Origin of the sequence: Nostoc sp. LEGE 12447, from assembly GCF_015206985.1 — a bacterium.
In the GTDB taxonomy this organism is placed as follows: Bacteria; Cyanobacteriota; Cyanobacteriia; order Cyanobacteriales; family Nostocaceae; genus Nostoc.
The window spans coordinates 90,917-116,066 of record NZ_JADEXT010000001.1 but is presented as its reverse complement, the minus strand read 5'-3'; the positions used below and the strand labels follow the sequence as shown (position 1 = coordinate 116,066).

Sequence of the window (25,150 nt, the reverse complement as noted above, 5' to 3'; positions counted from 1 at the left end):
TGATATTGCTTTTGATGCGAAAACTTTCATCATCAAGCTCAAATTAGCACTAAGACAACTAGCTAAAAAGTGACCAATAATTCAGATTTTCATTGACTACGAACCCACAATCATTAACAGGGGTTGTTACTGCATTCCCTGGTGATTCCAGCTTCGAATTTCAAAAATTAGCTGGCATCGGCTTTGTTGTGGCCAACGTTAAAAAGTTTGATGGTGTAGATGAATATAGGAATAATCGAGTCTTACTGTAACGGGTTTTTAGAAATTGTACCAGAGAGCGATTATTGGCAGATTGTAGCTATACATATCAATGGCCATGCCTACTGCCCTACTCCTCGGCTTTATCGTTCAGAAAAAGTGGCATTGGCAAAAGCTGCACAAATTTATGATTGGCTAGCTGATCGCGAAGGAGAAATTAGTGATGGGGCTTGTAATTGTTCTGAGTTGAAACTCATCTTATGGAAGCAAACGAAAGTATCTTAATTACCGAAGAAAGGCAGAGGGCAGGAGGCAGAAGGCAGGAGGAAGAAAATATATTTTTTGCCCTCTGCCAAACGGGTTTAAAGCCCCTAAATTTATTTATGAATAAAGGTAAAAAAATGTATGTATTTTGAGACGCGTAGCGCAAAAAATACAGCGTCCATTATAAATCCCCTAAATTTATTTATGGGGATTACCTCCTGCCTCCTGCCTCCTTACCCTTGCGATCCAGAATTTCACTTTAAATTAGTCTGAGTGGCGATTTTCTCCAAAGTAGGGAGTACCTAAAGCTTTAGGAGGTGTAGATTTTCCCGCTAATCCTACTAATGCCAATAAAGCGATCGCATAAGGTAGCATGACTAAAAATTGGTAAGGTATATTTGCCCCTAATGCCTGAATTCGCAGTTGTAAAGCTTCTGTAGCCCCAAACAGCAAACAAGCCAAAGCACTACCTACAGGATGCCATCTGCCAAAAATTAATGCTGCGATCGCAATAAATCCCTTACCAGCACTCATCCCCTCGGCAAAAAATCTTACTTGTACCAGGGTTAAATAAGCACCTCCTAAACTTGCAAGACAGCCACTAATCACCACAGCGATATAACGGATATTTCGTACTGAAATTCCAGCCGTGTCAGCAGCTTTCGGAGATTCACCCACTGCCCGCAATGTCAGCCCAAAGCTAGTTTTAAATAAAAGGTATGTAGTTAAAATAACTAAGATAAATAATAAATATACTAAAAAATCTGACTGAAATAGTAGCGGCCCGATTAGGGGAATATTGGCTAAACCAGGAATAATAATTGCCCCGATTCCAGGTAACTGCTGTGTACTACTGCCACTAAACACTAACCGGGCTAAAAACGATGTTAATCCAGCTGCAACAAGATTAATTGCTAGCCCAGACACCAATTGATCGACACGCAAAGTTACACACAAAACAGCATGGAGTAGTCCGACTAATCCCCCAACAATCAAGGAAGCAAGGATACCAAGCCAGGGATTACCAGTGTAGAAAGTAGCCGCAGCACTAGTAAAAGCACCTGTAAGCAACATTCCTTCTAAAGCGATATTTAACACCCCGGATCGTTCCGAGTACAATCCTCCAAGGGCTGCAAATGCTAGGGGTACGGCTAGACGTAAAGTAGCTATTAAGTAATCAGAGAAGAAGTTTAGATTATTCATAGAGTTATTTTTTAACGCAGAGGTTCGCAGAGGGAAGCGCAAAGTATCGCAGAGTTTTCTCCGTGTTCCTCTGCGTTAAACCTTTGCGCCCCTTTGCGTTTTTACTCTTATTTCTCTTTCGACTGCGAAACTGATAGCAATAAATAACACCATAAACCCCTGAATTGCGTAAACCACTGTTACCGGCACACCTGCACTACGCTGCATCACATTTGCACCACTGCGAAGCGCTGCGAAAAACAAAGAAGTTAAAACTACACCGACAACACTACCACGACTTAAAAAAGCGATCGCAATGGCATCAAATCCATAACCTGGTGAAACTTGTTCAAATAGCCGATATTTCAACCCCATCACTTCACAACTCCCAGCTAACCCAGCTAAACCACCCGCAGCAGCCATTACCAGCATAATGGTACGTTCAACAGATATGTGGGCATAACGGGCAGCAATGGGGTTAAATCCCACTGCTGTCATTTGATAACCTAGAGGCGATCGCACTAACAATACCCATAAAATACCTGCGGCAATTAAACCGAATAAAATCCCAGCGTGGGCGAGGCTTTGCGGTAAAATAATCGGCAAGCGGGATGTTTTGGCAATTAATGGGGAATAAGGGCTAGGCGCACCTGCTGCCATTAATGGATTTTGGACGAGGTAGCTAACTAAATTCACTGCAATATAGTTGAGCAACAATGTAGTAATTACCTCATTCACTCCGCGTATGGCTTTGAGATAACCAGGAATCCAACCCCAAACTGCACCAAAAACAAATCCTGCTAAAAGTGCTAAAGGGATATGAATCACCGCAGGTAATCCTTGCACATATAACCCAATTAAAGTACTTCCCAACGCACCTAGATAAATTTGTCCTTCACCACCGATATTAAATTGCCCAGCCCGCAACGCCACTAATACGCCTAAACTAGCGAACAATAGCGGTGTCATTTTGGTGAGAGTGTTACCAAATCCAAAGTAGGTAGAAAGAGATTCTTGAAATAAGATGCTGTATGCGGTGATGGGATTTGCCCCAGCAATTAGCATCAGGATAGCACCGACGATGAGGGCGGAGGCAATCGCAATTAGCGGTGATAGTAGGGGTAGCAATCTAGGATGAATCCGATTAATTAGTGTCAGCACGAGCCTAACCCAATAGAACGCTTGCACTGAGGCATAACTGGGAATTTATGTGGTAGTGTTTCCAGCTTGAAAAATTTGCTCGGCGGTTAAATTCAATTCCGGGAAAGTAGGTGAGATAATGCGTTGTTTACCGCCGCAGGCATCGCTCCCACGGAACTGTCTGACTTGGTATTCGCCCTCAACTAGTGAATAAATCGATATTGTAGGCTCTTTGGAATTGCCAATGAACGATTTGCCTGCCAGAGCTAGGTAATCTACAATCCAATACTCTAGAATACCAACTTCTTCATACACGCCACGCTTAGTGTAATAGTCAGTACGCCAATTGGTACTAACTACCTCAATCACCAGAGGAATTGATGCAGCCTGAGTAACAGTAGATTCCTTTTTCCACAAAGGTTCATTTACCAGATTGGAGCGATTGATTATTAATACATCTGGAGAATAACCGGATTCATTTTCAGGTGGTTTTACGAGTGCTGTTTTTGGTATGAAGTAAGGAAGTTTAAGCCGATCGTATTCGATTGGAATTTTTGTAGCTAAAAATCCTCTGATCTCTTCATGATCGCCTAATGGTTGTGTCATTTCTACAATTACTCCATCATGCAGTTCATATCGCCCCCCGTCAGGTTTCCACTGTACAAATTCTTCAAAGGTTACTAGCTTGGTTTTAGGTAAAGCTTGAGTCATAGAGTCACCTTTATGAATTTTTTCTGTTTTTATTGTTAATTGTCTACTGATTTAGATTTTCGTTTAGTAAATTTATCAAGAAAATCCCCCAGCCATCAACAAACCAATTTCTTCCACCTTCGCTGTAGCGGCATCCAAAATAGCCACAAACTCACCTCTGTAGATTACTGCAATGCGATCGCTCATTGCCATCACTTCTTCTAACTCAGTAGAAATATACAAAATTGCCGCACCGCGATCGCGTTCTGTTAAGATTCGAGATTGGACGGCTACTGTCGCCCCGACATCTAATCCCCTTGTGGGTTGCATAGCGATAATTAAAGCTGGTGTTTGCGCCAGTTCTCGCGCTAACACCACTTTTTGTTGATTTCCTCCCGAAAGCTGACTTACCAAGATATCTTTCCCACTCGCCCGAATGTCAAACTCTTGCATTGCAGCTTGGGCACGATTAGCGATCGCTTCTTGTTGTAACAAAAAACGGCGACAAAATGGCAGATATTTAAAAGCTTTTAAAATCAAATTTTGGGCGATGCTAAATTGCAACACCAATCCCATTGTCTGCCTATCTTCTGGGATGTAGCCCACTAAAGAATTCTTGTGCGTAAACTCAATTTTACCCTGCTTAATAGTCCGCACAAGAGCGATGGCATCAGCTACTTCTCGCTGTCCATTGCCATCGACACCAGCAATTCCTAAAATTTCTCCCGCCCGCAGTTCAAAAGATACATTATTTACAGCAAGAATATTTCTTTCGTCAGCAACTTGCAAATTTTGCACCGACAGAATGATTTTTCCTGGCAATGTCGGACTTTTATTTAACTGTAAAGCTACCTCCCGTCCTACCATTAATGTTGCTAACTGCTGAGGTGTTGCCACTTCAGTTGATGTTGTTCCTACTACCTTTCCCTGGCGCAAAACTGTTACTGAATCACAGAGATTCATTACCTCTTCTAATTTATGACTGATAAAAATGATTGTGTTGCCTGCGGCTGCCAATTGGCGCAGGATAGCAATTAATGATTCTACTTCTGGCGGTGTCAAAACTGCTGTAGGTTCATCAAGAATCAACAACTTTGCTCGACGGTAGAGAACTTTGAGAATTTCTACCCGTTGTTGTACCCCAACAGATAAATTTTCAACTTTGGCAGTAGGGTCAATTTCTAATCCATAAGCTTGGGATAAAGCGGCGATTTCTTGCTGTTTGGATTGTAGATTTAGCCGCCAAGTTTTCTCTATCCCTAAGATGATATTTTCTGTGACAGTCAATTTCGGCACAAGCATGAAATGTTGGTAAATCATGCCAATCCCTAATTTAATTGCCTCATTTGGTGAAGTAATTTTTATTGGTTGTTCTTGGAGATAAATTTCACCAGCATCAGGTTGATAGAGTCCACTAATAATATTCATTAAAGTACTCTTCCCTGCCCCATTTTCGCCTAGTATTGCATGAATGCTTCCAGATGCCACAGAGAGGTTGATATTGTCGTTAGCAATAAAAGACCCAAAGCGTTTAGTAATATTGTTTAAGCGTAAATAGTTCATATTCACAAAACTGATAGCTCGTAGTGAGGACTTTAGTCCTCCAAATCTGGACTAAAGTCTTAACTACAAAAGGTTTTTAATATAGTCTGCTAAACTTATGTTGTTGCTTTCTTCACACAGCGCGTATCTTTACCAGCTTCTTTGCAGTCTTCAAAAACAATTTTTTTATTAACAATTTCTTGCTTTGCATTCAATACCTTTTGCTTAACCGCTTCCGGTATGATTGCCCCAAATTTCCCTAAAAATAATATATCTGGTCTTTCCAAACCAATTGTATATATTTGTCCTTTGATTTGTTTTTGTTTACCTAATTCTGCTAGGTAAGCAATGGCTAAATCTAAGCGTTTGACAGCGCTGGTTAAAACAGCTTTTGGTGCAACCTCTAATTGATCATTGGTATTACCAAAAGCATATACTCCTTTTTCACCTGCTGTTTGTAAAACTGCGGCTGAAGCATTATCTAACCATTGATAGATAACATCAGCACCGGAAGAAATTAATGCTAGAGTCGCTTCCTTCGCTTTGGCAACATCATTCCAATCACCTGTAAAAGTAGAAGTAATTTGGATATTTGGTTTAACAGATTTTGCCCCTAATTCAAATCCCCGCAGTTCTCCCTCGGTAGCGGGAAACTTCTCTCCAGCAATATAAGCCAATTTATTAGATTTAGTTACAAAAGCAGCGATAATGCCACATAAATAACTAGCTTGTAGGTGATCTATTCGTAAAGAAGCAATATTCTCACCCTTGAGATTACCATTTACTCCTACAAAAAATGTGTTGGGGAACTGTGAGGCGACTTGTTCAATTGCGGCATCAAATTGTCCGCCATGCGCGAAGATGAGATTGTACCCTTTACGAGCAAAATCTGTTAATACTTCTGTTTGATCTGCTTGTGCTACTTTTTCGACATAGGCAGTTTCTGCACCTAGCTTTTGTTTTGCTAGATTGATTCCTTCATAACCAGATTGATTCCAGCCTTTGTCGGTAATCGTGCCAGGGAGAGCGATCGCTATTTTAAACCCTTCAGTACCACCCGTTGTTGTCGCTGTTGGTGTCGTCGGCTTATTACTGCAAGCTTGTACCACTAAGCTGGTAGCAAACGCGCCTGAACCAAACAAGATAAATTCACGCCGACTAAAGTTTGTTGTCATACCTCGCCTTCAGATAAATAGTTATTTGAGTTATTTCAACACTCTAAAGTCGTAGGTGCTATTTTGGAAACAATTTCTCCCGAATTTCTAAATTCAGCAAAATCATCGCATTACCTTGACTGTTTGAAGACAGCAGTGATTTATACGATATTTTATTACTTATAAAACCACCAGCCAATCGTAAATAACTCATTTGCAGCCCTGAAGAGCCGGGATTACCATTCTGAGTGATTGGTTGATAATCAATACGGTGAATAAATTTTATAATTCATTAACCGTAAAGGGAACTATGGATGGTAAAAACTCTTGAAGAGATGGGGAAAATTCTAATCTTGCTGCATAATCATCTGTTTGTGATACTTCTAATTCAATTGTTTGCTGATTCTCTTCATCAAAGAGCAATTGAATTTGATAATCTGTCCAGAATTTTTCGCCTAGTTCATCTTCTAAATCGAAAAGGAGTTGTTCATCATCACTCCATATATTCGACCAAAGTATTATCCTATTAGCGCGAAAATGATTTTGACCTGTTGTATCTCCAATTACAAAATATGCTTCGACACTTAAATTAAATTCTAACTCATCGACTTCTGCCTCTGTGATGTTACATTTAACCACTATTAAAGTATCTGGGTTAACGTTTACTAGCTCCTCTTGGCGTTTTAATAATTCTTGAAATACAAAATTTGGCAACAACTGGGAACTCTCTTCAAGTGCTTGCTTTTGAGTTTCTGGTGAATAACGAGTTTTTAATTCTTGTGTGATTATATTTAAAATATCTTTACTTGCTAAATTGATAACTATCTTTTTATTTGCAGGATTAAGGAAGCATCCTTGATTAAGCTCAATGCGCTTTTTTATTGTCATAGCTCTCTAAAGTACTTTTACTGCGATCGTATCATCTATAAATCAAACTAAAATTTGGTCGCATTATTTTAGCCTTAAGCTACGCCAACACAACAAAATGCGAACAAGCCTTTTTGATACCCCAAAGACTTGACACACCCACTAAATATTAAAAACGATCAAATCCGAGTCAGCAGCCTCACCTTTTCCCTAGATGATAATCTTGATCGCACAAGTCAAACCTTCTTAAAAAACCTTTTTCTCCTAATCCCTCAGAACTCACACCAATAATTAGTAAAGGGGATAGATGACATTCGCTTGTGGCGAAGCACCCATCCCCGAATAGCTGCCCAGATCATTAACCTGGAATCTATAGTCCGGTATCTAATCATCCCAGTATGGTCTGAGATATGTCGATTGTCACTGGGAGAGATACTGATTTAGAAGATATCTACGAAAAGATAGTTACACGTTACTCTTTTTCACGCCTTCCATACCCAATAACGCCGTTCCGTAAGCAGCTTCTGTATACACTGACACTACTACAGGAATCCGCAAATAACGCGCTCTAATCGTAGTCCAAGTATCATTAGCCGCACCACCGCCAGCAGTATAAACACGGCTTAACTTGTCTGCTCCCATTTGCTGTAATAATTCATACCCTCGCACTTCTATGCGGGTAATACTTTCTAACAACCCATGCAAAAATTCCACTGGGTTATCTGGGCGTGGTTCCAAACGTGGGGCTAAATTGGGATCATTAATTGGAAAGCGATCGCCTACCTTCAACAACGGATAATAATCTAACTCGCTGGCAATTGATGGATCAATCTCACGGCTAAGGCTTTCTAATTCAGCATTGCTGAAAAATTGCTGAAGTACTGCACCTCCAGTATTAGAAGCACCCCCAGTCAGCCACAAATCCCCTAACCGATGGCTGTAAATCCCATATCTGGCATCTTCTACACGGGTATGACTTAATAACTTTAGTACCAATGTTGAACCCAGTGAAGTCACGGCTTCACCAGGTAATTTTGCCCCACTAGCGAGAAAAGCCGCGATACTATCAGTTGTACCTGCACATACCAGGCAATTACGGCTAAAACCAAACTTATCCACAATTTCCGGACGCAATTCGGCAATGGGAGTCCCAGGAGTTAAAACTTTGGGTAGCTGAATTGGTATTTGCAGTTTTTCTAGCCATTCTGGGTATTTCAACTCTTCCACGTCATAACCCAGCTTTAAAGCATTATGGTAATCGCTAATTCCCAACTGTCCATGTAGGAGAAACCCCAGCCAATCTGCCTGATGCAGAAAATATCTAGCTTCACTAAAAGAGGGTAATTGCCTCATCCACAAAAGTTTGGCTAGGCTGGAGGTGGCACTCAACACGGTATGATTTGGAGGTGCTATACTCCTCAAATGCTCTAGCAGCAATGATCCCCGTGCATCGTTATACATCATTGGTGCGTCTGTTGGATTGCCAGCAGCATCAACCAGTAAGACGGTGGAAGAAGTACCATTAATGGCGATCGCTTTAATTTTTCGCCGTAATTGGTCAGGTATTTGTTCCAGCAGCACAAACAAAGCCTCCTGCCAAATTTTTGGCGTAACGATGGCTATTGACTCCTGGAAAGGATATCTCACCTCAGCTTGAATACAATAGGCTTCCTCGTCAATTACCACGCCGCGTGCGCCAGATGTACCGAAGTCGATACCCAAATACAAATTCATAATTTTTATAAATTTTTTTAATAGAGAATAAATAAGGAATACTGACTAATAACTGCTTTTGTTGCATCTTGTAACAAGATATTCCACAATTCTGGCAAAACAAGGAAAAGTAGTAAACGAACTGTTCAAAATCTATTCAGGTTAGGAGGTTTTCAGCCATGCCTATCTTAGATACTCTGTACATCGCTCAGATATCTTCCATCTCAGACACTCAAGTCTACATCGCTCTAGTTGTAGCGCTGATTCCAGGAGTTCTAGCTTGGCGATTAGCCACAGAACTTTACAAATAAGGCTACGATGTGACACAGTTGAAAAGCTAATAATCCTGGCAGTACGGGGTGCAATTTCCTTTCTTCTTTTGGCGTTATGCCATCAGTAGCGAGGAAACTAGCACTTACGTAAGCCAGGTTATTTTTTAACTGGTGCAACACTTGTAGCTATTTCGAAAAAATGAAGTAATATGACAGCTAAATCAAGCATTCAAGAGTACTGAGTGCTGTTAGCAGTAGCGGGGCGTTTAGCCTGTGCTGAGTGCCCAGGAAGAAGTAATGAGTAAAAAGTAGTACTTATGAACCTTCCCACTCTAAGCCGAGGCACTAGCTACTCTGAACTGATTTGATGCTGAGTGTGATTAGTTATTTTTTTACTCAGCACTCATAACTCAGCACTCAGCACTCTTCATAGTGCTTCCCTTCACTAAGCGAGGTTATCTTTTAGCATCATGAACGCGATTCAACCCTCCAGACCACCGTTACAACCTATACAAAAACGCCGGGCCATTCCTCGACCAAAGCGGCATCTTCGTCAACGTTCTTACCAGGTGATGGCACTAGAAAGCACAGCTAAGATAGCGGTTAATCTTGTAGTTACAGCCGTTGCAGCATCTGCTTTAGCACAACTTTTGCCTCATCATTGGTTACAGCAAGAAAAGTTGCGAGAAATTAATACTGAAGTCAAGTTGATGGAAGTACACGTCGATGGTTTACAGGTGGAATTTAGTCGTAACTTCGATCCCCAGCAAACTAAAAGAATTATGCAACAACAAGGATTCCGATTTGCTCCTAATCAGCGTCGGGTCGTGTTGATGAATAAGGATCTTAGAGAAGATGAACAAACAGAGTCATCACCTTAAGCTAAATGGCTAATTTGGGATTATTTAGGTTTCTTGTGATTTTGGCTACGTAAAAACCGGGTGCTAATTTTTATTATTGCTAATAAATAATGGTTAATAGCTAATGTTTGAATAGCTATGTAGTTATCATCTATTAGTAAAATTCTATTCAAAATTTAATCAATTATTTTGAATTTTGAATTCTCAGTAAGTAAGTCGGCGTAAATAATTATCCTTGGGATCAGCCAAGGGACAAGGAGCAGTAAAAAAAGGGCTTGAGCCTTGTTTACTTTTCTTCACGCAATTTGGTTTTATTGTGCCGACTTACTTAGAACTAATCTACCAAATAGGAAGTAGGATGCTCAGGAGATAACAAATCGTTTAGCCAATTTTCGATTTGTAAACGCAAGTGAGAACCAGTGAAGTCCCTAGTTGTTTCGAGAGCAGGCAGTTGGGTGAGGGCACGACGATAATCAGCGATCGCACAATTCCAGTCACCCCAAAGATGGTAAGTTCTGCCGCGTTCAGCCCAGATATGACCTTCTAGTTGACCGAAAAGCTGTGCTAACTCAAAATTCTCAATTGCCTCCTCGTATCGCCCCAATTCACGCCAGGTAATGCCTCGGTTAATCCAAGCCCGAACATAGCCAGGATTCAAATCAATGGCTTGATCGTAGTCGGCAAGTGCTGTTGCTAATTCTCCACAAGCTGCATAGTAATTTGCCCGGTTATTATAAGCACTAGCCAAATAGGGATTGAGTTTCAGGGCGGTGTTATAGTCGTAAAGCGCTTTTTGCCTTTCACCACTTTGGAAATAAATTAGTCCCCGGTTGTTGTAATCAACGGCATTGTGCGGACGGCGGTAAATTAGTTGGCTTAAAAGTGCGATCGCCTCAGCATAGTCACCTTCTTGAGCCGACTTCAAAGCAAAAGAGCGTAAGTAGTTATTCCCTAAAGTAGATGCGCTGCGATCGTTTTTCTTATGATCTTGGACTTTGCTTGTATTATTTAAAACACATTTATATTGCTTTCTTTGCTGGTCATCGTCAGCTAAAAATGAGTGAATATTCATCTTTCCCTGCTTGAAATCCCTGCTTTGTAAAATTAAATTCTAGTTTTTGCTCGGTAGTGCTTTTACCACTGTGTCTATTTTTAAGGTATTTAGGGTTACAAAAAAGCCATCTAAAGAGAGAACTTTACCTAGCCGCACAAGAGAAATATACGTCCTAAATAAACAATTGCTCCTCAAACCTAATGATGGATACTTGATCCCAGAGGTCAATTCCAGAAATAGCAGATGTCAATCTCAAAGACTAGTCAGGTAGTGAGAGCGACAAATTGGTAGAATGCCAACAAGACGTTCTTTTAGAGATGAGAAAGAGGGGAGAGGGGCGGAGGGGGACAAGGGAGATGAGGGAGCAGGGGAAGCAGGGGGAGAAAGAATAAAGAACTAATGCCCAATGCCCAATGCCCAATTCCCAATGCCCAATGCCCCATGCCCCATGCCCCAGCATCTAGATTTAATTTTTAAGTTTTGAGAAATTTTCCAATGACAACTGCAATTTCCTATCCCAATGCCCCTGATTTAGCAACCGATGACTACATTGTTCTCGGCTTGGCAACCTGCTTCGTCAAAGAAGATGGAGAAGTTTATCAAATCGAAGTCATAGAACCGATTCCCTCTGCGGCTTTAGAAGCGCTTTTAAAAGGCATTCCTACCTCCTATAAGCTGGCTCATGCAACAACTTTGGGATCTGTCTTGGATGGCGATTCGCAATTCCTGCCAGATGGCTTCCCAGAGTCGGCTCAGTTTGGAGAGGAATTTGTGCCGCGAGTATTTGCAGCAGCTCGTACATACAAGCGTCGTGAATCTGCAAAATCCCTGATTCCATTAGGCACAAACTACACTGAATTTAAGTATTCCATTGAGCGCAAACGGGTGCTAAATGCCGCTAGGGTTGTAACAAAAGAAGATAACGTTAAACAACATTCTCACACTCACAAAGTTCTTTAAGTAATTATGCTCAAACTTTACGGTGGCGCTCGTAGTCGAGCCTCAATTGTTCAATGGTATTTAGAGGAAATACAAGTTTCTTACGAATTCGTCAAACTCGATATGCAGGCGGGTGAACACCTCAAGCCTGAATATTTGGCAATTAACCCAGTTGGTAAAGTTCCAGCAATTGTTGATGGGGATTTTCAGCTTTGGGAATCTGGGGCAATTTTGCTGTATCTTGCTGAAAAGTACAGTAAAAGTCCACTTTCATTAGAGGAACGTGCTGTATTTTCCCAGTGGGTGTTGTTTGGCAATTCTACCCTAGCTACAGGGATTTTTGTAGAAGCAAATCGGGAGCGAGAAATGCCCCGCTTGTTGAATGCGTTAAATGAAATTTTCAGTAAGCAGCCTTTTTTGCTGGGTAATGAGTTCACTGTTGCTGATGTGGGAGTGGGTTCTATTCTGAGTTATATTCCCATCATGCTGAAGCTAGACCTCAGCCCTTACCCAGAGGTGTTGAACTATATCAAGCAGTTATCTGAGCGTCCGGCATTTCAAAAAAGTATTGGCGGAGGGACTTGATTCTAGTCAACTTAAGCCTCGGCTAATGGAATGATGCCTCCGGCACGCCAAGGGGGAACGCGGCTACACAAACAAAGCCCACCTCCGTGGGATAAGATAAGAGAAAATTAAGGTTTTTAACCCGCACAGGCGGGTTTTGCCTGTGTAGACGCGGTTTCTAACCGCCCTTTTAGCGTTAAGTTAACTACCGTGTCTTAGATCCAAACAAAAAATCTTCACAAAACTGAGTTTGGATAGGTAGTACCCACCATGCAAATGTTTTAACGATAATTTGTAAATTGCAAAGCTACCGGGTAGTCTTCTTGTTTGAGTCGCTGCATGACTACTTGTAAGTCATCTTTAGATTTGGCAGAAACCCGCACAGCATCACCTTGGATTGAGGCTTGTACTTTTTTGAATTCGTCCCGAATCAATTTGGAAATTTGCTTGGCGATTTCTTGACTGATGCCTTTTTTGAGTTTGATTTCTTGACGGACGCGATTACCGCTAGCTGATTCAACTTTGCCAAAATCAAATATTTTCTGGGAGAGGTTACGCTTGGCGGCTTTTTCTCGCAGGATGGTATGGACAGAATCTAAGGTAAACTCGCTGTCAGTACTAACGTTAATGCTTTCTTCGACCAACTCGACAGTAGTTTGAGTGTCTTTGAGGTCGTAACGACCTTTGATATCTCGTATCACTTGATCGACAGCGTTAACCAACTCTTGTCGGTCAAAGTCGCTCACAATGTCAAAGGAAAATGTAGAAGCCATAAAACATTTTAGATTTTAGATTTTGGATTTTAGATTGGGTATGGATTTTGGCTTGGCTATTGGCTATTGAAAAGAGGCAGAGGGGCGGGGTGCTGCTCTTGCTGAGGGGAAAACTTCTCTCCCTTGCTCCCTACTCCCTTGCTTGTTCCTATTCCCAATTCCCAATTCCCCATTCCCCATTCGCCATTCCATACTTAATTAGTAGCTTGGATAATGCTCAAGAAGATGAGAGTGGTAGAGCCAAGCATACCAATGGCAAACATGAGCGATCGCAAAAGGGGTATATTCAAAATATAAAAAATCGAGTATAGCAAACGAGCCACCACAAAGGCGATCGCAGCCACTTGTCCTGTAAAGGAATTTACACCAGTTACATAAGCCATCAATGCGGCTGCGGCAAATACCATAAAGGCTTCAAAGGTGTTCTGATGTTCCCAAGTAGCTCGTTGAGCATAAGGCGGCAATTTATCAAACATGGCGCGAGGAGTAGCAAGCATTTCCTTGCCAATACGCACACGGGCATAAGCTACTACCAAAAATGGCAGGTAAATCAGAACGACAGCAGCAGCAATCGAGTACAAAAAAATTATCATCACTTAATTGTTGTTGGTTATTAGTCATCAGTCATCAGTCATTGGTCATGAGTCAAATACAAATGACAAAAGACAAATGACAAATGACTAATCAAAGTAGAAAAGCGTTACCACTTTTCTTTGTTCTTCTGCATCTTGACAAGTTTGCAACAGGGTGCGACTGTCGTGAAACGCAAAACAGATCAGTTGCTGGCAACGGGAGACAATCTCCTTGTTGCACAAGTAACTAGCTTCAGCAAGAGACAGATTATCATTACTGGGATTTTCCACTAAATGCATTACCTGTTCTAGCTGCTGGCGCGATTCTAAAGGCTGGCGTTCCAGGCTTTGGGGTAGAATCACCGTCAACAAATTTGCATCAGCCCGCGTTGCTCCCTTGATGGCAGCTGAGTTTGTACCTGTAGCACCAGAAGTAATGATGCGATTACCCGATAAAACTAGGGCATAAGTCATCATTTCAATAAGATTCTGGTGCGTAATCGGAACGTGACGAGAACCCAACAAGGCGATTCTTTTAGAACCCGTTTGCTGGATGGTCGCCAGTTCTTGCGCTAATGTGTCTAGGTTAATAAGGTCTGTTGATTGGCTCAAAGATAGACATAATCCGATTAAACGACCCAGATATTTTACCAAACAGCGTGTAGATGCGAGGAAAACTTGAGTTAGACATTGCTACAATTTTTCGACTGTTTGGTTCAATAACTCCATTGCTTGATTACACCAGGTTAGCCAATTTGTTTCATAAATAAATTTATCTACCCACGAGGGGTAGGACTGATTCAGTATTGGCGATCGTTTGAGGATTTGGAGTATTTTGCCAGAAATCAAGCTGATGCACACCTATAAAACTTGGCAAAGATTTAATCAAGCCATTGGTACTGATGCAATACTTTTCGGTTTTTGGGGGAAAGGTTAAAGGGTAATGGGGAAAGGGTTTGAATTTCCCTTTCCCCAGATCAAAAGAGAGATTATTAGGTTTAACCGAAAAGTATTGGGTACTGATGGTAGTGTTGGTATTTGGCACGAAACTTATTTAATCGAACCGGGAAGAGATGAAGCGATTTACGGAAATATGCCTGTTTTTGGATTAGCTGCTGCAACTAAGCACGTCCCAGCTATGGGGCGGAGGGAAACAGCCCGCCGTCGCCTGGGAGGTGACAACGAGCTGGTTATGCCTTTACCAGTAATACAGCCTCCTAACTGATAACTGAGCATTGATGATCTCAATTATTTGAGTTAATGAGGTTAAGACAATGCTGCTGCGGGAGTTAAACCCAGTTTCGATAACAAGCGGTCAATGTCAAAATGCTCAGACATTAACTGGCGAACGCACTGAACCTTAATCGGCTCGTGGAGACGGACTTGGCCAAAAGTACGGTTAACAATTTCTACAGTGGTGAGAGTGTCTAAGTCAACAGATAGAATAGGGATTTCTAGTTCTTCAGCACGACTGAGAATGAACGGTGGCGGTGGTAGTTGCCCGGTGAGAATTAAACATTGGGTAGAAGTTTCCAAAGCGGCTTGCTGAATTTCTACGCGATCGCCTCCTGTCACCACCGCCATATTTCGGCGTTTACGGAAATACTTGACAGCAGAGTTGACATTCATTGCTCCAATTGCCAGACTTTCCACCAACAAATCCATGCGATCGTTGCGACAAAGAACATCAGCCTTTAACTGCTTCACCAGTTCGCCAACACTAATACTGCGGAGCAAATCGCTACTCGGCAGCATAGCTAGCACAGGAATCCCTTGCTGTTCCAAAAACGGACGCAAGAGAGTGTTAACCGCTTCTAGTTGGGTGACAGGGATATCATTGATCACAACTCCCATCAAGCGATCGCCCACACGCCCTTTAGCAGCCAATAGCGCCTCAACCGAAAGCAACGATTTATAGCGGCTTACTAACAGCACACCAGCATCCAATACTTCAGCCATTTGCAGCAAAGACAAGTCAAACAAATTGCCTTCGGAAAAATCACCAGGCCCCTCCAGTAATACCAAATCTCCTTGGGACATTTGCAAATATTGCTGTATTAGGGATTGCTGATAATCGGTTTTGTCTTCCCCTCGTAAGCGCTTTTGCACATTGAGTTCATCCAAAGCCAGCATTGTAGGTGCAACACGGTTTTCCGGCAAATTGAGGCTAAGAGCGATGAATTGGACATCTTCCTCAATTACGGTTCCACTAGACGAATTTAGACACGTACCAAGCGGTTTACCGTAGGTAATATCCAGTCCTTTTTGCTGTAGCTGATGAGACAAACCCAGAACAGTTGCAGATTTACCGCTGTAGGTCTCGGTTGATCCAATCAGCAAATATTTAGGGGATTTTGGCACACATGCACTCCTAATTTCAAAATTCAGAAGAACCCAGCTAGGTGTTTCCTAATTCTAGTTCCTTCTGGCAAAAGCCTTTCGCTCTCACAAATTAAGGTTTCCCATAATTATCTTCTAAATAAGCAGGGGTAAGTAGACTTGTTCCCACTGCACTATGCGCTTTTTTGGTCAGAATGAATTCTGTCTGTTTATAGGACTTACGCAAAATTACACGCACGGTAGGATATCCTGCGGTTACTCCGTTGGAGAACTTGTGGAGTACCCAATACTTGTCGGTTAAGGGCAAAAGGGAAAGGGGAAAGAAAAAACCTTTAACCTTTACGCTTTAATCTTTTCCCCAAACCCAATTCTGAGTTAAAAATCCTTAACCGAGCAGTATTGGTGGAGTATCTGCTTTGCGTCTACATGAATTGCCCTAAGAAAAAAATCTTTCTTTTTGGCTAAGGTTTTGCGTAAGTTTCGATGATAAATATATTTTTTAATTACTTTTCTCAGGAAATACTTCTAAGTGTAGATGACTAGATGATAGGGAAAGGCATAATGCTGAAAGAGTTGATCTTTTCTGACCAATTACTGACTAGGAGATTATTTGATGAAAACCAGAAAACTAGGAAAACTTGGGTTAGAAGTTTCAACTATCGGACTTGGTTGCATGGGAATGTCTGAGTTTTATAGTGGTCGTGATGAAAATGAGGCGATCGCTACAATTCATCGAGCATTGGAACTTGGAGTTAATTTTCTTGATACTGCCGATATGTATGGGCCTTTTACTAATGAGCAATTAGTAGGCAAAGCAATTAAAGATCGTCGAGATCGAGTAGTATTAGCAACCAAATTTGGCAATGTCCGCACTGAAGATGGTGGTTGGAAAGGAATTAGCGGCAAACCCGAATATGTCCATCAAGCTTGCGATGCCTCACTAAAACGTCTGGGAGTAGAAGTAATTGACCTCTATTATCAACATCGGGTAGATACAACCGTACCCATTGAGGATACTGTAGGAGCAATGGCGGAGTTAGTAAAGCAAGGAAAAGTGCGTTATTTAGGGCTTTCAGAGGCTGCTCCGGCGACGATTCAGCGGGCTGTGGCAGTTCACCCTATTGCGGCACTCCAAACAGAATACTCTCTTTGGAGTCGAGAGCCAGAGGATGAGATTTTACCTACTGTGCGGGAATTAGGAATTGGGTTTGTTGCCTATAGCCCATTAGGAAGAGGGTTTTTATCAGGTGCGATCGCTAAACTTGACGATCTAGCACCTGATGACTATCGCAGAAATGCGCCTCGCTTTCAAGGTGAGAATTTTGATAAGAACTTGAAATTAGTTGAGCAAGTGAAGGCAATTGCCACCGAAAAAGGAGTAACCGCTAGTCAGCTTGCACTAGCATGGCTATTGGCTCAAGGAGAAGATATTGTCCCAATTCCTGGTACAAAACGCCGTACCTACTTAGAGGAGAATATTGCAGCTACCGAAATTACCCTGACTGAAGAAGAGTTGAATCGACTGGAAGCAGTTGCACCAAAAGGTATCGCAGCAGGTGAGCGCTACCCTGACATGAGTACTGTTAACCGTTGATCCATTAACGAAATGTAACCAGATTTATGCCGATTGTTCCCAGTAGTGCGATGTCTACGACGGGCTACGCCTACGCAGTGAAAAGCTAGGACTACACAAAATAATTATGTTGTGAATCAAGGTAAGTATGTCATTTCAGGTTTTTATTAATCATTTTCGGATGGTAAATAGACCTGCGCTGTAGGGGCAATTTATGTAGATGCAAAGCGGCTTCCCTCTAGATATTGTCCCTACGACATACATGGTTTTTCAAATCATCTATACTTGGTATTTATTGTTAATGCGATAAGCTTTAAAATTGTTCATAATTTTACTCAAAATCCCAACACCTGCCTTGATTTTTCAAGTACTTCTTTGGGACGAAATGGTTTAGTTAGATATAAATCTGCACCAACCTCAATCCCTTTTTGTTTATCAAATTCCTGTCCTTTAGCTGTCAATATGACAATGTAGATGTCAGTCATTTCCAAGTCATGTTTAACAATGTGGCAGACTTGCAAACCGTTCATTTTAGGCATCATCACATCGAGAAAAACTAGATTTGGTTTTTCAGTTTTAATAGTTTCAAGAGCTTCTTCTCCATTTCTAGCAGTTAGAAGTTCTACACCCTCGTCTTCTAATGCTTCTAAGGCTTGTTCCATCAAAATCAAGATATTGGGTTCATCGTCAACAATCAGAATTTTATGAGTCATAAGATTTAGGGATTGGGGATTGGGAATGGGAAATTGAGAATGGGGAATGGGGAATGGGAAATTGGGAATAGTAATACCATTTCTTTGTGAGGCTGCGCCAAATTTTCTTTCTTCCTTTGTGTCCTTTGCGCCCTTTGCGGTTCGTTCCTTATATAATTTGGCGCATCTTTATACAGAATTGGTATAAGTTCTAAGCTTGACGCTTTACGCTTTGTGTTCAGAGGTTGAAGTTTCGAGTTCAGAAGTCGAAGTGCCAAGTTCAGAAGTCGAAGTTCCGAGTTCAGAAGTCGAAGTGCCAAGTTCAAAGCTCAAAGTAATCATCTTTACTCTAAATTCCTAATTCGCAATTCCCAATTCCCAATCGGAGAGATTACTGCTCAGACAGCATAATAAAAAATACATTTTCTAACTCTTTCTCAAACCGTAGGGTTTTCACCAAATCACCTTCTTGAGAGAAGATAGAATCGATGATGATCATGTCAGGTTTGGCTGACAGAGCTTTATTGATGCATTCTTGCGGATTTGAGGCTTCAATCACGTTGTATCCCTGAGCTTCTAGTACATCGGATAAGGTTTTTAAAGCTGATGCATTTTTATCTACAACTAATACCTTTTTACTAGAAGTACCCTGGTAAAGCAGTGAGCCAATTTCGTTGAGGAGTTTCTCTGTATTAATGGGCTTGGTGAGATAGCGATCAATACCAATATGGTAGCCCCGTTCTTTGTTTTCAATAATTGACAAAATAATGATCGGAATGTCTGCGGTCTGAGGATCATTCTTGAGAACAGCTGCCACATCAAAACCGTTGATTTGGGGCATCATCACGTCCAAGAGAATCAGATCGGGACGGGCTATTTTAATTTGATGAATTGCATCCACGCCGTCCTTTCCTTCCTGAACGTTGTAGCCTTCATTTTCTAGTTGTTGACGAAGCAGTTCCCGAATGTTAGCGTCATCATCCACAACTAAAATGGTTTTACGGTTTTTGTTCACCACTGGGCTTGTGGTAATGACGTGTTCTTTAAGTTGTTTGACTAGCGTATCCAGATTCAGATTAGCAGTGGTTTTTTGATCGCTGGTGTAGGTGGGAATGATGAATGAGAATATACTGCCATTCCCTGGTTCACTTTCAACCCAGATTCTACCGCCATGATGATCGATGATTTGTTTACAGATGGGTAGTCCTAACCCTGTGCCTTTGGGTTTGTCGGTGAGGGTGTCACCAACTTGGCGGAATTTCTCAAACACTTTTGGCTGATCTTCTGGTGCAATCCCAATGCCTGTGTCGATGACGCTGATGCAAACACCGTCGTCTCCTTGTTTGACGCGGCAGGTAACACAACCAGATTCGGTAAACTTAACGGCATTGGAAATCAGGTTGATTAAAACTTGCAGCAGACGGTTGCGATCGCCTACTATCTGAGGCAGTCCAGGTTCAATCTCGCTAACCAACTGCAAGCCATTGGTTTCAAACAACCCGGCGGTAGAATTGGTTGCCCAATCGAGTAATTCGCTGGGATCGAGCGGCTGCATCTGCCATTCCACCTTACCTGCTTCCATCTTGGCGATGTCTAAGACATCGTTAATCAAAGATGTGAGCCGTTCTGCTTCTGACACAATAATGTTGAGATTATCCGCCACCCGCTTAATGGTTTTTTGAAGCTTGCGGTCTTCAGTAGAAATTATTGGAAACACATCGGTTTCTAGCTTTTCTTTAATAATTGATGCAAAACCGAGAACAGAAGTTAGTGGTGTTCGCAGTTCGTGGGAAACCGTTGAGATAAAGTCGGTCTTCATCTTGTCAATCTCTTTTTCTGCTGTTATATCCCGAATCAGCAGCGCAGAACCGAAGCAGGCTAGGGGTTCTTGCTCTACCGTTTTTTTGAAAATAGCGGTCGCCACTGCCTGACCAATACGTTCCTTCGTCAGTGCAACTTCAGCAGAAAATACCTCTTCGGGATGAGATTGAGTTCGAGCAACCAGTTCTGCTAAACCAGATATCGGCAGTTCTCGGTAGTGACCTTTGAGGGCGGTAGCTGTCAATCCATACATGGTTAAAAAGGCAGGATTGAAGTGGGTAATTTGTCCTGCGGTGTCTGCCACTAACAAACCATCTGCTAAGTTATCTAAAATGGCATTTAATCCCTGCGCTTCTGCTAGGGTATTTTGCAGGGCAGCTGTCCGGTCTACAACTCTGGCTTCCAGTTCTTGATTCAGTTGCCGTAGAGCGATTTCTGCTTGTTTGCGGGCAGTGATGTCGGTATTGATTTCCATCACCGCGCAGGGCTGACCAGAGATGTCTCGTTGCAAAGTCCATCGACTCTGGACGGTAATCAGTTTGCCATCATGGGTGAGGTGTTGCACTTCTCCTTCCCAATTACCTTGCTCTAATAACTCTGCGATGATTTCTTCTTTTGGTTTTGGAAAAGTTTTTTTGATAAATGCTTGAATGCATTGGCCTTTTACTTCTTCACGCGTCCAACCGTAGAGTCTCTCGGCACCCTGATTCCAGTGAGAGATTTTGTCGCTCATATCACGGACGATGATGGCATCGCTGGAATGATTCAACATATCCAATAAACGTTGATTTTCAGCTTCTGCCAGCTTGCGATCGTGAATATCATTACAGGTGCCAATCCATTCCCGAATGCTGCCGTCTTTCTCCAGGACAGGGGCACCACAGACAGAGAAGTAGCGGTATGTGCCATCTTTGCTACGCAACCGATATTCGGTTTGGTAGATAGCTCGGTTTACCACAGCAGTATTCCAAACTTCTGTGGAACTGGCACGGTCATCGGGGTGAATTGGATCAATCCAGCCCCAACCCTCAACTTCAGCTTCGCTCTGCCCCGTATAGTCCATCCAGGTGAGCATTTCATTGCTTATTCCCAGTCCTTCCGGGGTAGCTCCCCAGACGATCTGTGAAGTAGCAGTTACTAACGAGCGATATCGTTCTTTAAGACGCTGATTTTCGGCTTCTGCCAGCTTGCGATCGTGAATATCGGTACAGGTGCCAATCCACTCCTTGACGCTGCCATCTTCTTCTATAACGGGCGCACCCCAGACCCAAAAGTAGCGATAGTTGCCATCCTTGCCACAAATTCGGTATTCAATTTGATACATACTCAGATTTGCCACGGCAGCACTCCAGACTTCTCCGGTGTAGGCGCGATCGTCAGGATGAACAGCATTAATCCATCCCCCATTCTCAGCTTCAGCTAGACTTTGACCTGTATAAGCTATCCAGCTTGCCAGTTCAAAGCAAATTCCTTCTGGTGTGCTTACCCAGACAATTTGTGTATTAGCTGTCACCAGAGAGCGGTATCGGGCTTCACTCTGTTTCAGGATTTGTTCAGTATGTTGGCGTTCCTGCTGAACGCGTCGAAGGTCGCTGATATCCTCCACACTAGACCAGATCAGTTGCTCCCCATCTTTCTCAATTATCAGTCCAGAGATCCTGACTGGAACCAGATACCCTTCTTTGTGGATTAACTCCTTCTCATAGGGACCATAGCGACCAGTTTGTTCTAGGTTCTCTAGCGTAGCTTGGTCGGCGATCGCATAGTTTTCCGGAGTAATTTGCCAGTAGTTGAGATTCAGTGTTTCTGGAACAGTGCGCCCCAAAATGGCAGCATAGGCGGGGTTGATGTTAATTAGTGTCCCATCTGTTCGGCATAGTACTAGCCCAACAGGACATAGTTCAAATAGCTGACTGTTGTATTCATCAAGTTGGTTAAACATGGTTAAGGTTTCTTTAGTGGCGTATTTGGGTAGGGTTAGAACAACAGAACCAAGACAACAAAGTGGCGTAAAGCTTTAACGAAATTGGGTGGCGTTGGAACATCTGGTAAATTTGATCGGGTGATGCACCTTCCACACCTGGATTGTGCTGTGAAAGTCGCTGGATCAGTTGAGTATGGCGAATCAGCAAATCTGTCGGTTTGAGCATTGGAGCTGTTGATGGAATGAAGCCGTCAGCATCGGGAGTGGGGGATGATGTGGTTGTGGGAGTTGGCGAGGCAGAGGTGCTATTTTGTTCTTCAGCAGCGTCTGCCAATGCACAATTTACTGGAATCTGAATCCAGAATTCTGTGCCTTTACCTGGTTGAGAACGACACTTGAGCATTCCCCCATGTTTGTCTACAACAATTTGGTAGCTGATTGCCATGCCTAACCCGGTTCCCTTGCCAACATCTTTGGTGGTAAAGAAGGGATCGTAAATGCGGTGGATTACTTCCTCCTTCATACCTGGGCCGTTGTCGGCAATGCGAATCACAACCCATTGGTTGTCGAGGACTTCAGTGCGAATGGTGATTTGTCCCGTAGGGGGGGATATTTCTTCATTGCCCATTCCCTCCTCTAGAGCATCAATGGCATTTGCCAGGATGTTCATAAATACTTGATTCAACTTTCCGGGGTAGCATTCAATTAAGGGAAGTTTGGCATAGTCTTTAACTATTTCAATTTTCGGTCGGCGAATAGCCGCTTTCAGGCGATGGTGAAGAATCATCAGCGTCCCATCGATGCCATCGTGGATGTTGACGGCTTTCATTTCTGCCTCGTCATGGCGGGAAAAGTTTTTCAGAGATTGGACAATTTCTACGATGCGACCTGTGCCCAGTTTCATGGAATCTAGAAGTTTGGGGAGATCCTGTATGATAAATTCCAGGTCTATATTGTCTAACTCTGATTCCAGTTCTGGAGGAGTAACAGGTAGGAATTTCTGATACTTTTTCAACAGGTGCAACAAGTCTTGAGCGTATTCGGCAACATACCTTAAATTGCCGTAAATAAAGTTAACCGGGTTATTGATTTCGTGGGCAACTCCGGCAATAAGTTGTCCGAGACTGGACATTTTTTCGCTTTGGATTAACTGAGTTTGGGCCAATTGCAGCTCATGAAGAGCTTGCTGAAGCTTTTTTGTCTGGGCTTGTGCTTGGACAGCTGCTTGAGTGCTCTGCTCGTAAAGCACAGCTTTGTCAATGGCGATCGCTGTTTGAGAGGCAAAGATACTCACAAGTTTCAGGTGTTCGGCTTTGTATGATTCGGTTTTGGATGCCCCAATCGCGATCGCTCCCAGTACCCGCTCTTTGGCTCGTAACGGTACACAAATTATGGCGCTAACGTTTTTTTTCACCTCTAATCGAGGATCGGTTTGCACATCATTGATCAGTTCTGCCCGGTTGGATTGCACAATGTTGCCAATAATTCCCTTACCTGGTTGTGGGTGGCTATCGTCAAAAAACTCTCCAAATTCGGCAATGATTTCAAATGCAGTTGCATCTGGACTCAAAAGCACAATCATCCCCGCAGACGATTCAATTAATCGACTTAATTCCTGAAGCACGAGTTGAGCAATCTGTCGCGTATCCAAACTTGTTGCAAGTTGAGTCGAGATATCGTCAAACAAATCAATTTCTTGGTATCGCTCTAGCAATTCTATGGCCAGTACTTTCTTCTCAGCTTCTTGCTTTGCCAACAATGAGAGCAAATTTGCAACTAGAGTTGCCTGTTCTCCTCCTACAACCCAACCGATGATTTCTCCTGACATTTCGATTGGATATCGGTTTTCGGTAGTTTGCTCCCCAATGCTAAGTAGTTTTGTACCGTCTACCAGTTCAATATCAATCGCAATGTTGAGCTGGTAGACTAAGTTATGAAGGAGAGATGGCAATTCTTTTTTGTTGAGAATCTTTCTGAGGCTAACTGGGGACATAAAATACCTCATAAGCAGCAAGTTGCAAATTAACCCCAGTCAAGCAAATTGGGTGATTAATTTTATCAATGAAGACAGGAAATACAGGGCAAGAAGTGAGACAGGGCGGTCTTGGGGGTTTTCCCCATGAGCGACTGCGTTCGCGTAACGTCTCCGTTCGCAAAGCGTGCCCGAAGGGCTTAGGAGATACCCGAAAGGTAGAAGGAAAACAGCCCTCTCTGGAAAAGAGAGAAATTATCATAAAAATCTAGAGATATAATAATTTACTAATTAAGACTAGTTTTCCCAAAAATATTGGCGATATAACAGTGAAGTTGAACATTAGCAAATACCTTTATACTTCGTTACAAAGGTATACTTCTGTTTGTGTAACTCGCTTATTTTAGGACTTACACAAAGCCACATACAGTAGGGGCAATTAATATATTTTTCTGAAAAGATAAATATCGTACCAAAAGAAGCTGCGATCGCAACTTCTTTTGGTACGTTTAAAAAGTATTGAGATAAGTAGTAGCTTCAGTTAGATCCGAGAGTAGCGAACACGAAGTCTGAGTAACCGAAGCCAGCGTAACCACATTTGTGCAGGTTGTTCAAAGAATGTAAAAATATCACCGAAACCTAAATTAGTTTTGTGATGATGTAACCAGTGTCTCTCAGGAGTAGTAACAAATAAAATTTGGCATAAAATATTTATAGGCTTTGGAGTTTGCCAACCAAGTACACTTATGTGTCTCCACCATACATGAAACTGACCAAGCAGTAATCCCGAAATAACGCCAATGGGAGAGAAAGACCACAAGACTACTGCTATGAGTACATAAGGCAAAGCTCCTAAGATACCATCTAAAAGAACTTGAGGATTAAAAGTCAGAATAGCGTAGTGGCGGAAATCTTTTTTCCAGGAGTGGTGCGTTTTTAAATGAAGGCTACCAAAAACATGCTCGGGTACGTGGTAAATAAATGTAGATAGAAAATCACCAAAAAACAGTAATAACCAAGCAACAGCGATAGCCTCAAGCATTT

General features: G+C 42.3%; 24 protein-coding genes. 8 read left to right on the top strand and 16 right to left on the bottom strand.

Features of this window, described 5'->3' with window-relative positions:
• The first annotated feature begins 219 nt into the window (after nt 1–219).
• Nucleotides 220–483, top strand: coding sequence for a hypothetical protein (locus IQ274_RS00470; protein WP_179073646.1), 264 nt, complete (start codon nt 220–222; stop codon nt 481–483).
• A 243-nt stretch (nt 484–726) separates the two neighbouring features.
• Here the strand turns inward: IQ274_RS00470 and IQ274_RS00460 are convergent, their stop codons facing one another.
• The 7 genes from IQ274_RS00460 to IQ274_RS00430 all read right to left on the bottom strand — a co-directional run bounded on the left by IQ274_RS00460 (nt 727) and on the right by IQ274_RS00430 (nt 8,771).
• Nucleotides 727–1,665: an ABC transporter permease gene (locus IQ274_RS00460; RefSeq protein ID WP_193867022.1), complete on the bottom strand. Its 939-nt coding sequence runs from the start codon at nt 1,663–1,665 to the stop codon at nt 727–729.
• 75 nt (nt 1,666–1,740) lie between these two features.
• Complete coding sequence (locus tag IQ274_RS00455) at nt 1,741–2,802, bottom strand: ABC transporter permease (protein WP_228057984.1); 1,062 nt, start codon at nt 2,800–2,802, stop codon at nt 1,741–1,743.
• Nucleotides 2,803–2,850: 48 nt separating this feature from the next.
• Nucleotides 2,851–3,495 (bottom strand): Uma2 family endonuclease, encoded by a 645-nt coding sequence (locus tag IQ274_RS00450; protein ID WP_193867020.1) that lies wholly within the window; start codon nt 3,493–3,495, stop codon nt 2,851–2,853.
• Nucleotides 3,496–3,570: 75 nt separating this feature from the next.
• Nucleotides 3,571–5,037 carry an ABC transporter ATP-binding protein gene (locus IQ274_RS00445; protein ID WP_193867019.1) on the bottom strand — a complete coding sequence of 489 codons (1,467 nt, stop codon included), beginning with the start codon at nt 5,035–5,037 and terminating at the stop codon, nt 3,571–3,573.
• A gap of 95 nt (nt 5,038–5,132) precedes the next feature.
• The gene (locus tag IQ274_RS00440; protein WP_193867018.1) at nt 5,133–6,191 is read right to left on the bottom strand and encodes a BMP family protein; all 1,059 of its coding nucleotides are present in this window, start codon (nt 6,189–6,191) and stop codon (nt 5,133–5,135) included.
• Between the two features lie 261 nt (nt 6,192–6,452).
• Nucleotides 6,453–7,058 (bottom strand): hypothetical protein, encoded by a 606-nt coding sequence (locus IQ274_RS00435; RefSeq protein ID WP_228057958.1) that lies wholly within the window; start codon nt 7,056–7,058, stop codon nt 6,453–6,455.
• A 444-nt stretch (nt 7,059–7,502) separates the two neighbouring features.
• Nucleotides 7,503–8,771: an FGGY-family carbohydrate kinase gene (locus IQ274_RS00430; protein WP_193867017.1), complete on the bottom strand. Its 1,269-nt coding sequence runs from the start codon at nt 8,769–8,771 to the stop codon at nt 7,503–7,505.
• 200 nt (nt 8,772–8,971) lie between these two features.
• On the opposite strand from IQ274_RS00430, the gene psaM reads away from it, so the two are divergent.
• Entirely contained in the window at nt 8,972–9,061 is a 90-nt protein-coding gene (gene psaM / locus IQ274_RS00425) for a photosystem I reaction center subunit XII (RefSeq protein ID WP_040630342.1), read from the top strand.
• A 431-nt stretch (nt 9,062–9,492) separates the two neighbouring features.
• On the top strand, nt 9,493–9,903 hold the full coding sequence (locus IQ274_RS00420) for a hypothetical protein (RefSeq protein WP_193867016.1): 411 nt from the start codon (nt 9,493–9,495) through the stop codon (nt 9,901–9,903).
• A 313-nt stretch (nt 9,904–10,216) separates the two neighbouring features.
• Here the strand turns inward: IQ274_RS00420 and IQ274_RS00415 are convergent, their stop codons facing one another.
• Nucleotides 10,217–10,954 carry a tetratricopeptide repeat protein gene (locus IQ274_RS00415; RefSeq protein ID WP_193867015.1) on the bottom strand — a complete coding sequence of 246 codons (738 nt, stop codon included), beginning with the start codon at nt 10,952–10,954 and terminating at the stop codon, nt 10,217–10,219.
• Nucleotides 10,955–11,431: 477 nt separating this feature from the next.
• On the opposite strand from IQ274_RS00415, the gene IQ274_RS00410 reads away from it, so the two are divergent.
• Both IQ274_RS00410 and IQ274_RS00405 read left to right on the top strand, forming a co-directional pair.
• Nucleotides 11,432–11,896 carry a hypothetical protein gene (locus tag IQ274_RS00410; RefSeq protein ID WP_163934819.1) on the top strand — a complete coding sequence of 155 codons (465 nt, stop codon included), beginning with the start codon at nt 11,432–11,434 and terminating at the stop codon, nt 11,894–11,896.
• Between the two features lie 6 nt (nt 11,897–11,902).
• Nucleotides 11,903–12,460 (top strand): glutathione S-transferase family protein, encoded by a 558-nt coding sequence (locus IQ274_RS00405; RefSeq protein WP_193867014.1) that lies wholly within the window; start codon nt 11,903–11,905, stop codon nt 12,458–12,460.
• A gap of 260 nt (nt 12,461–12,720) precedes the next feature.
• Here IQ274_RS00405 and IQ274_RS00400 read toward each other — a convergent pair whose 3' ends face one another.
• From IQ274_RS00400 to IQ274_RS00390, 3 genes are all read right to left on the bottom strand, one after another.
• On the bottom strand, nt 12,721–13,212 hold the full coding sequence (locus tag IQ274_RS00400; RefSeq protein WP_114086052.1) for a YajQ family cyclic di-GMP-binding protein: 492 nt from the start codon (nt 13,210–13,212) through the stop codon (nt 12,721–12,723).
• Nucleotides 13,213–13,406: 194 nt separating this feature from the next.
• Nucleotides 13,407–13,805, bottom strand: a complete 399-nt coding sequence (locus IQ274_RS00395) for an MAPEG family protein (protein ID WP_193867013.1) — start codon at nt 13,803–13,805, stop codon at nt 13,407–13,409.
• 87 nt (nt 13,806–13,892) lie between these two features.
• Nucleotides 13,893–14,396, bottom strand: coding sequence for a hypothetical protein (locus IQ274_RS00390; protein WP_041565591.1), 504 nt, complete (start codon nt 14,394–14,396; stop codon nt 13,893–13,895).
• 141 nt (nt 14,397–14,537) lie between these two features.
• Here IQ274_RS00390 and IQ274_RS37665 point away from each other — a divergent pair, with 141 nt between their 5' ends.
• Nucleotides 14,538–14,651 carry a monooxygenase family protein gene (locus IQ274_RS37665; RefSeq protein WP_322745171.1) on the top strand — a complete coding sequence of 38 codons (114 nt, stop codon included), beginning with the start codon at nt 14,538–14,540 and terminating at the stop codon, nt 14,649–14,651.
• Between the two features lie 76 nt (nt 14,652–14,727).
• Nucleotides 14,728–15,009 (top strand): monooxygenase family protein, encoded by a 282-nt coding sequence (locus IQ274_RS36215; RefSeq protein WP_265578500.1) that lies wholly within the window; start codon nt 14,728–14,730, stop codon nt 15,007–15,009.
• A 41-nt stretch (nt 15,010–15,050) separates the two neighbouring features.
• Here IQ274_RS36215 and IQ274_RS00375 read toward each other — a convergent pair whose 3' ends face one another.
• On the bottom strand, nt 15,051–16,145 hold the full coding sequence (locus tag IQ274_RS00375; RefSeq protein WP_163934832.1) for a phosphotransacetylase family protein: 1,095 nt from the start codon (nt 16,143–16,145) through the stop codon (nt 15,051–15,053).
• A gap of 592 nt (nt 16,146–16,737) precedes the next feature.
• On the opposite strand from IQ274_RS00375, the gene IQ274_RS00370 reads away from it, so the two are divergent.
• Complete coding sequence (locus IQ274_RS00370) at nt 16,738–17,718, top strand: aldo/keto reductase (protein ID WP_163934835.1); 981 nt, start codon at nt 16,738–16,740, stop codon at nt 17,716–17,718.
• Between the two features lie 314 nt (nt 17,719–18,032).
• Here the strand turns inward: IQ274_RS00370 and IQ274_RS00365 are convergent, their stop codons facing one another.
• The 4 genes from IQ274_RS00365 to IQ274_RS00350 form a co-directional block, all read right to left on the bottom strand.
• Complete coding sequence (locus tag IQ274_RS00365) at nt 18,033–18,410, bottom strand: response regulator transcription factor (RefSeq protein WP_114086157.1); 378 nt, start codon at nt 18,408–18,410, stop codon at nt 18,033–18,035.
• A gap of 370 nt (nt 18,411–18,780) precedes the next feature.
• Entirely contained in the window at nt 18,781–22,152 is a 3,372-nt protein-coding gene (locus IQ274_RS00360; protein WP_193867012.1) for a PAS domain S-box protein, read from the bottom strand.
• Nucleotides 22,153–22,165: 13 nt separating this feature from the next.
• Entirely contained in the window at nt 22,166–24,127 is a 1,962-nt protein-coding gene (locus IQ274_RS00355) for an ATP-binding protein (protein ID WP_193867011.1), read from the bottom strand.
• Nucleotides 24,128–24,647: 520 nt separating this feature from the next.
• The gene (locus IQ274_RS00350; protein WP_163934845.1) at nt 24,648–25,148 is read right to left on the bottom strand and encodes a fatty acid hydroxylase; all 501 of its coding nucleotides are present in this window, start codon (nt 25,146–25,148) and stop codon (nt 24,648–24,650) included.
• Nucleotides 25,149–25,150 lie beyond the last annotated feature (2 nt).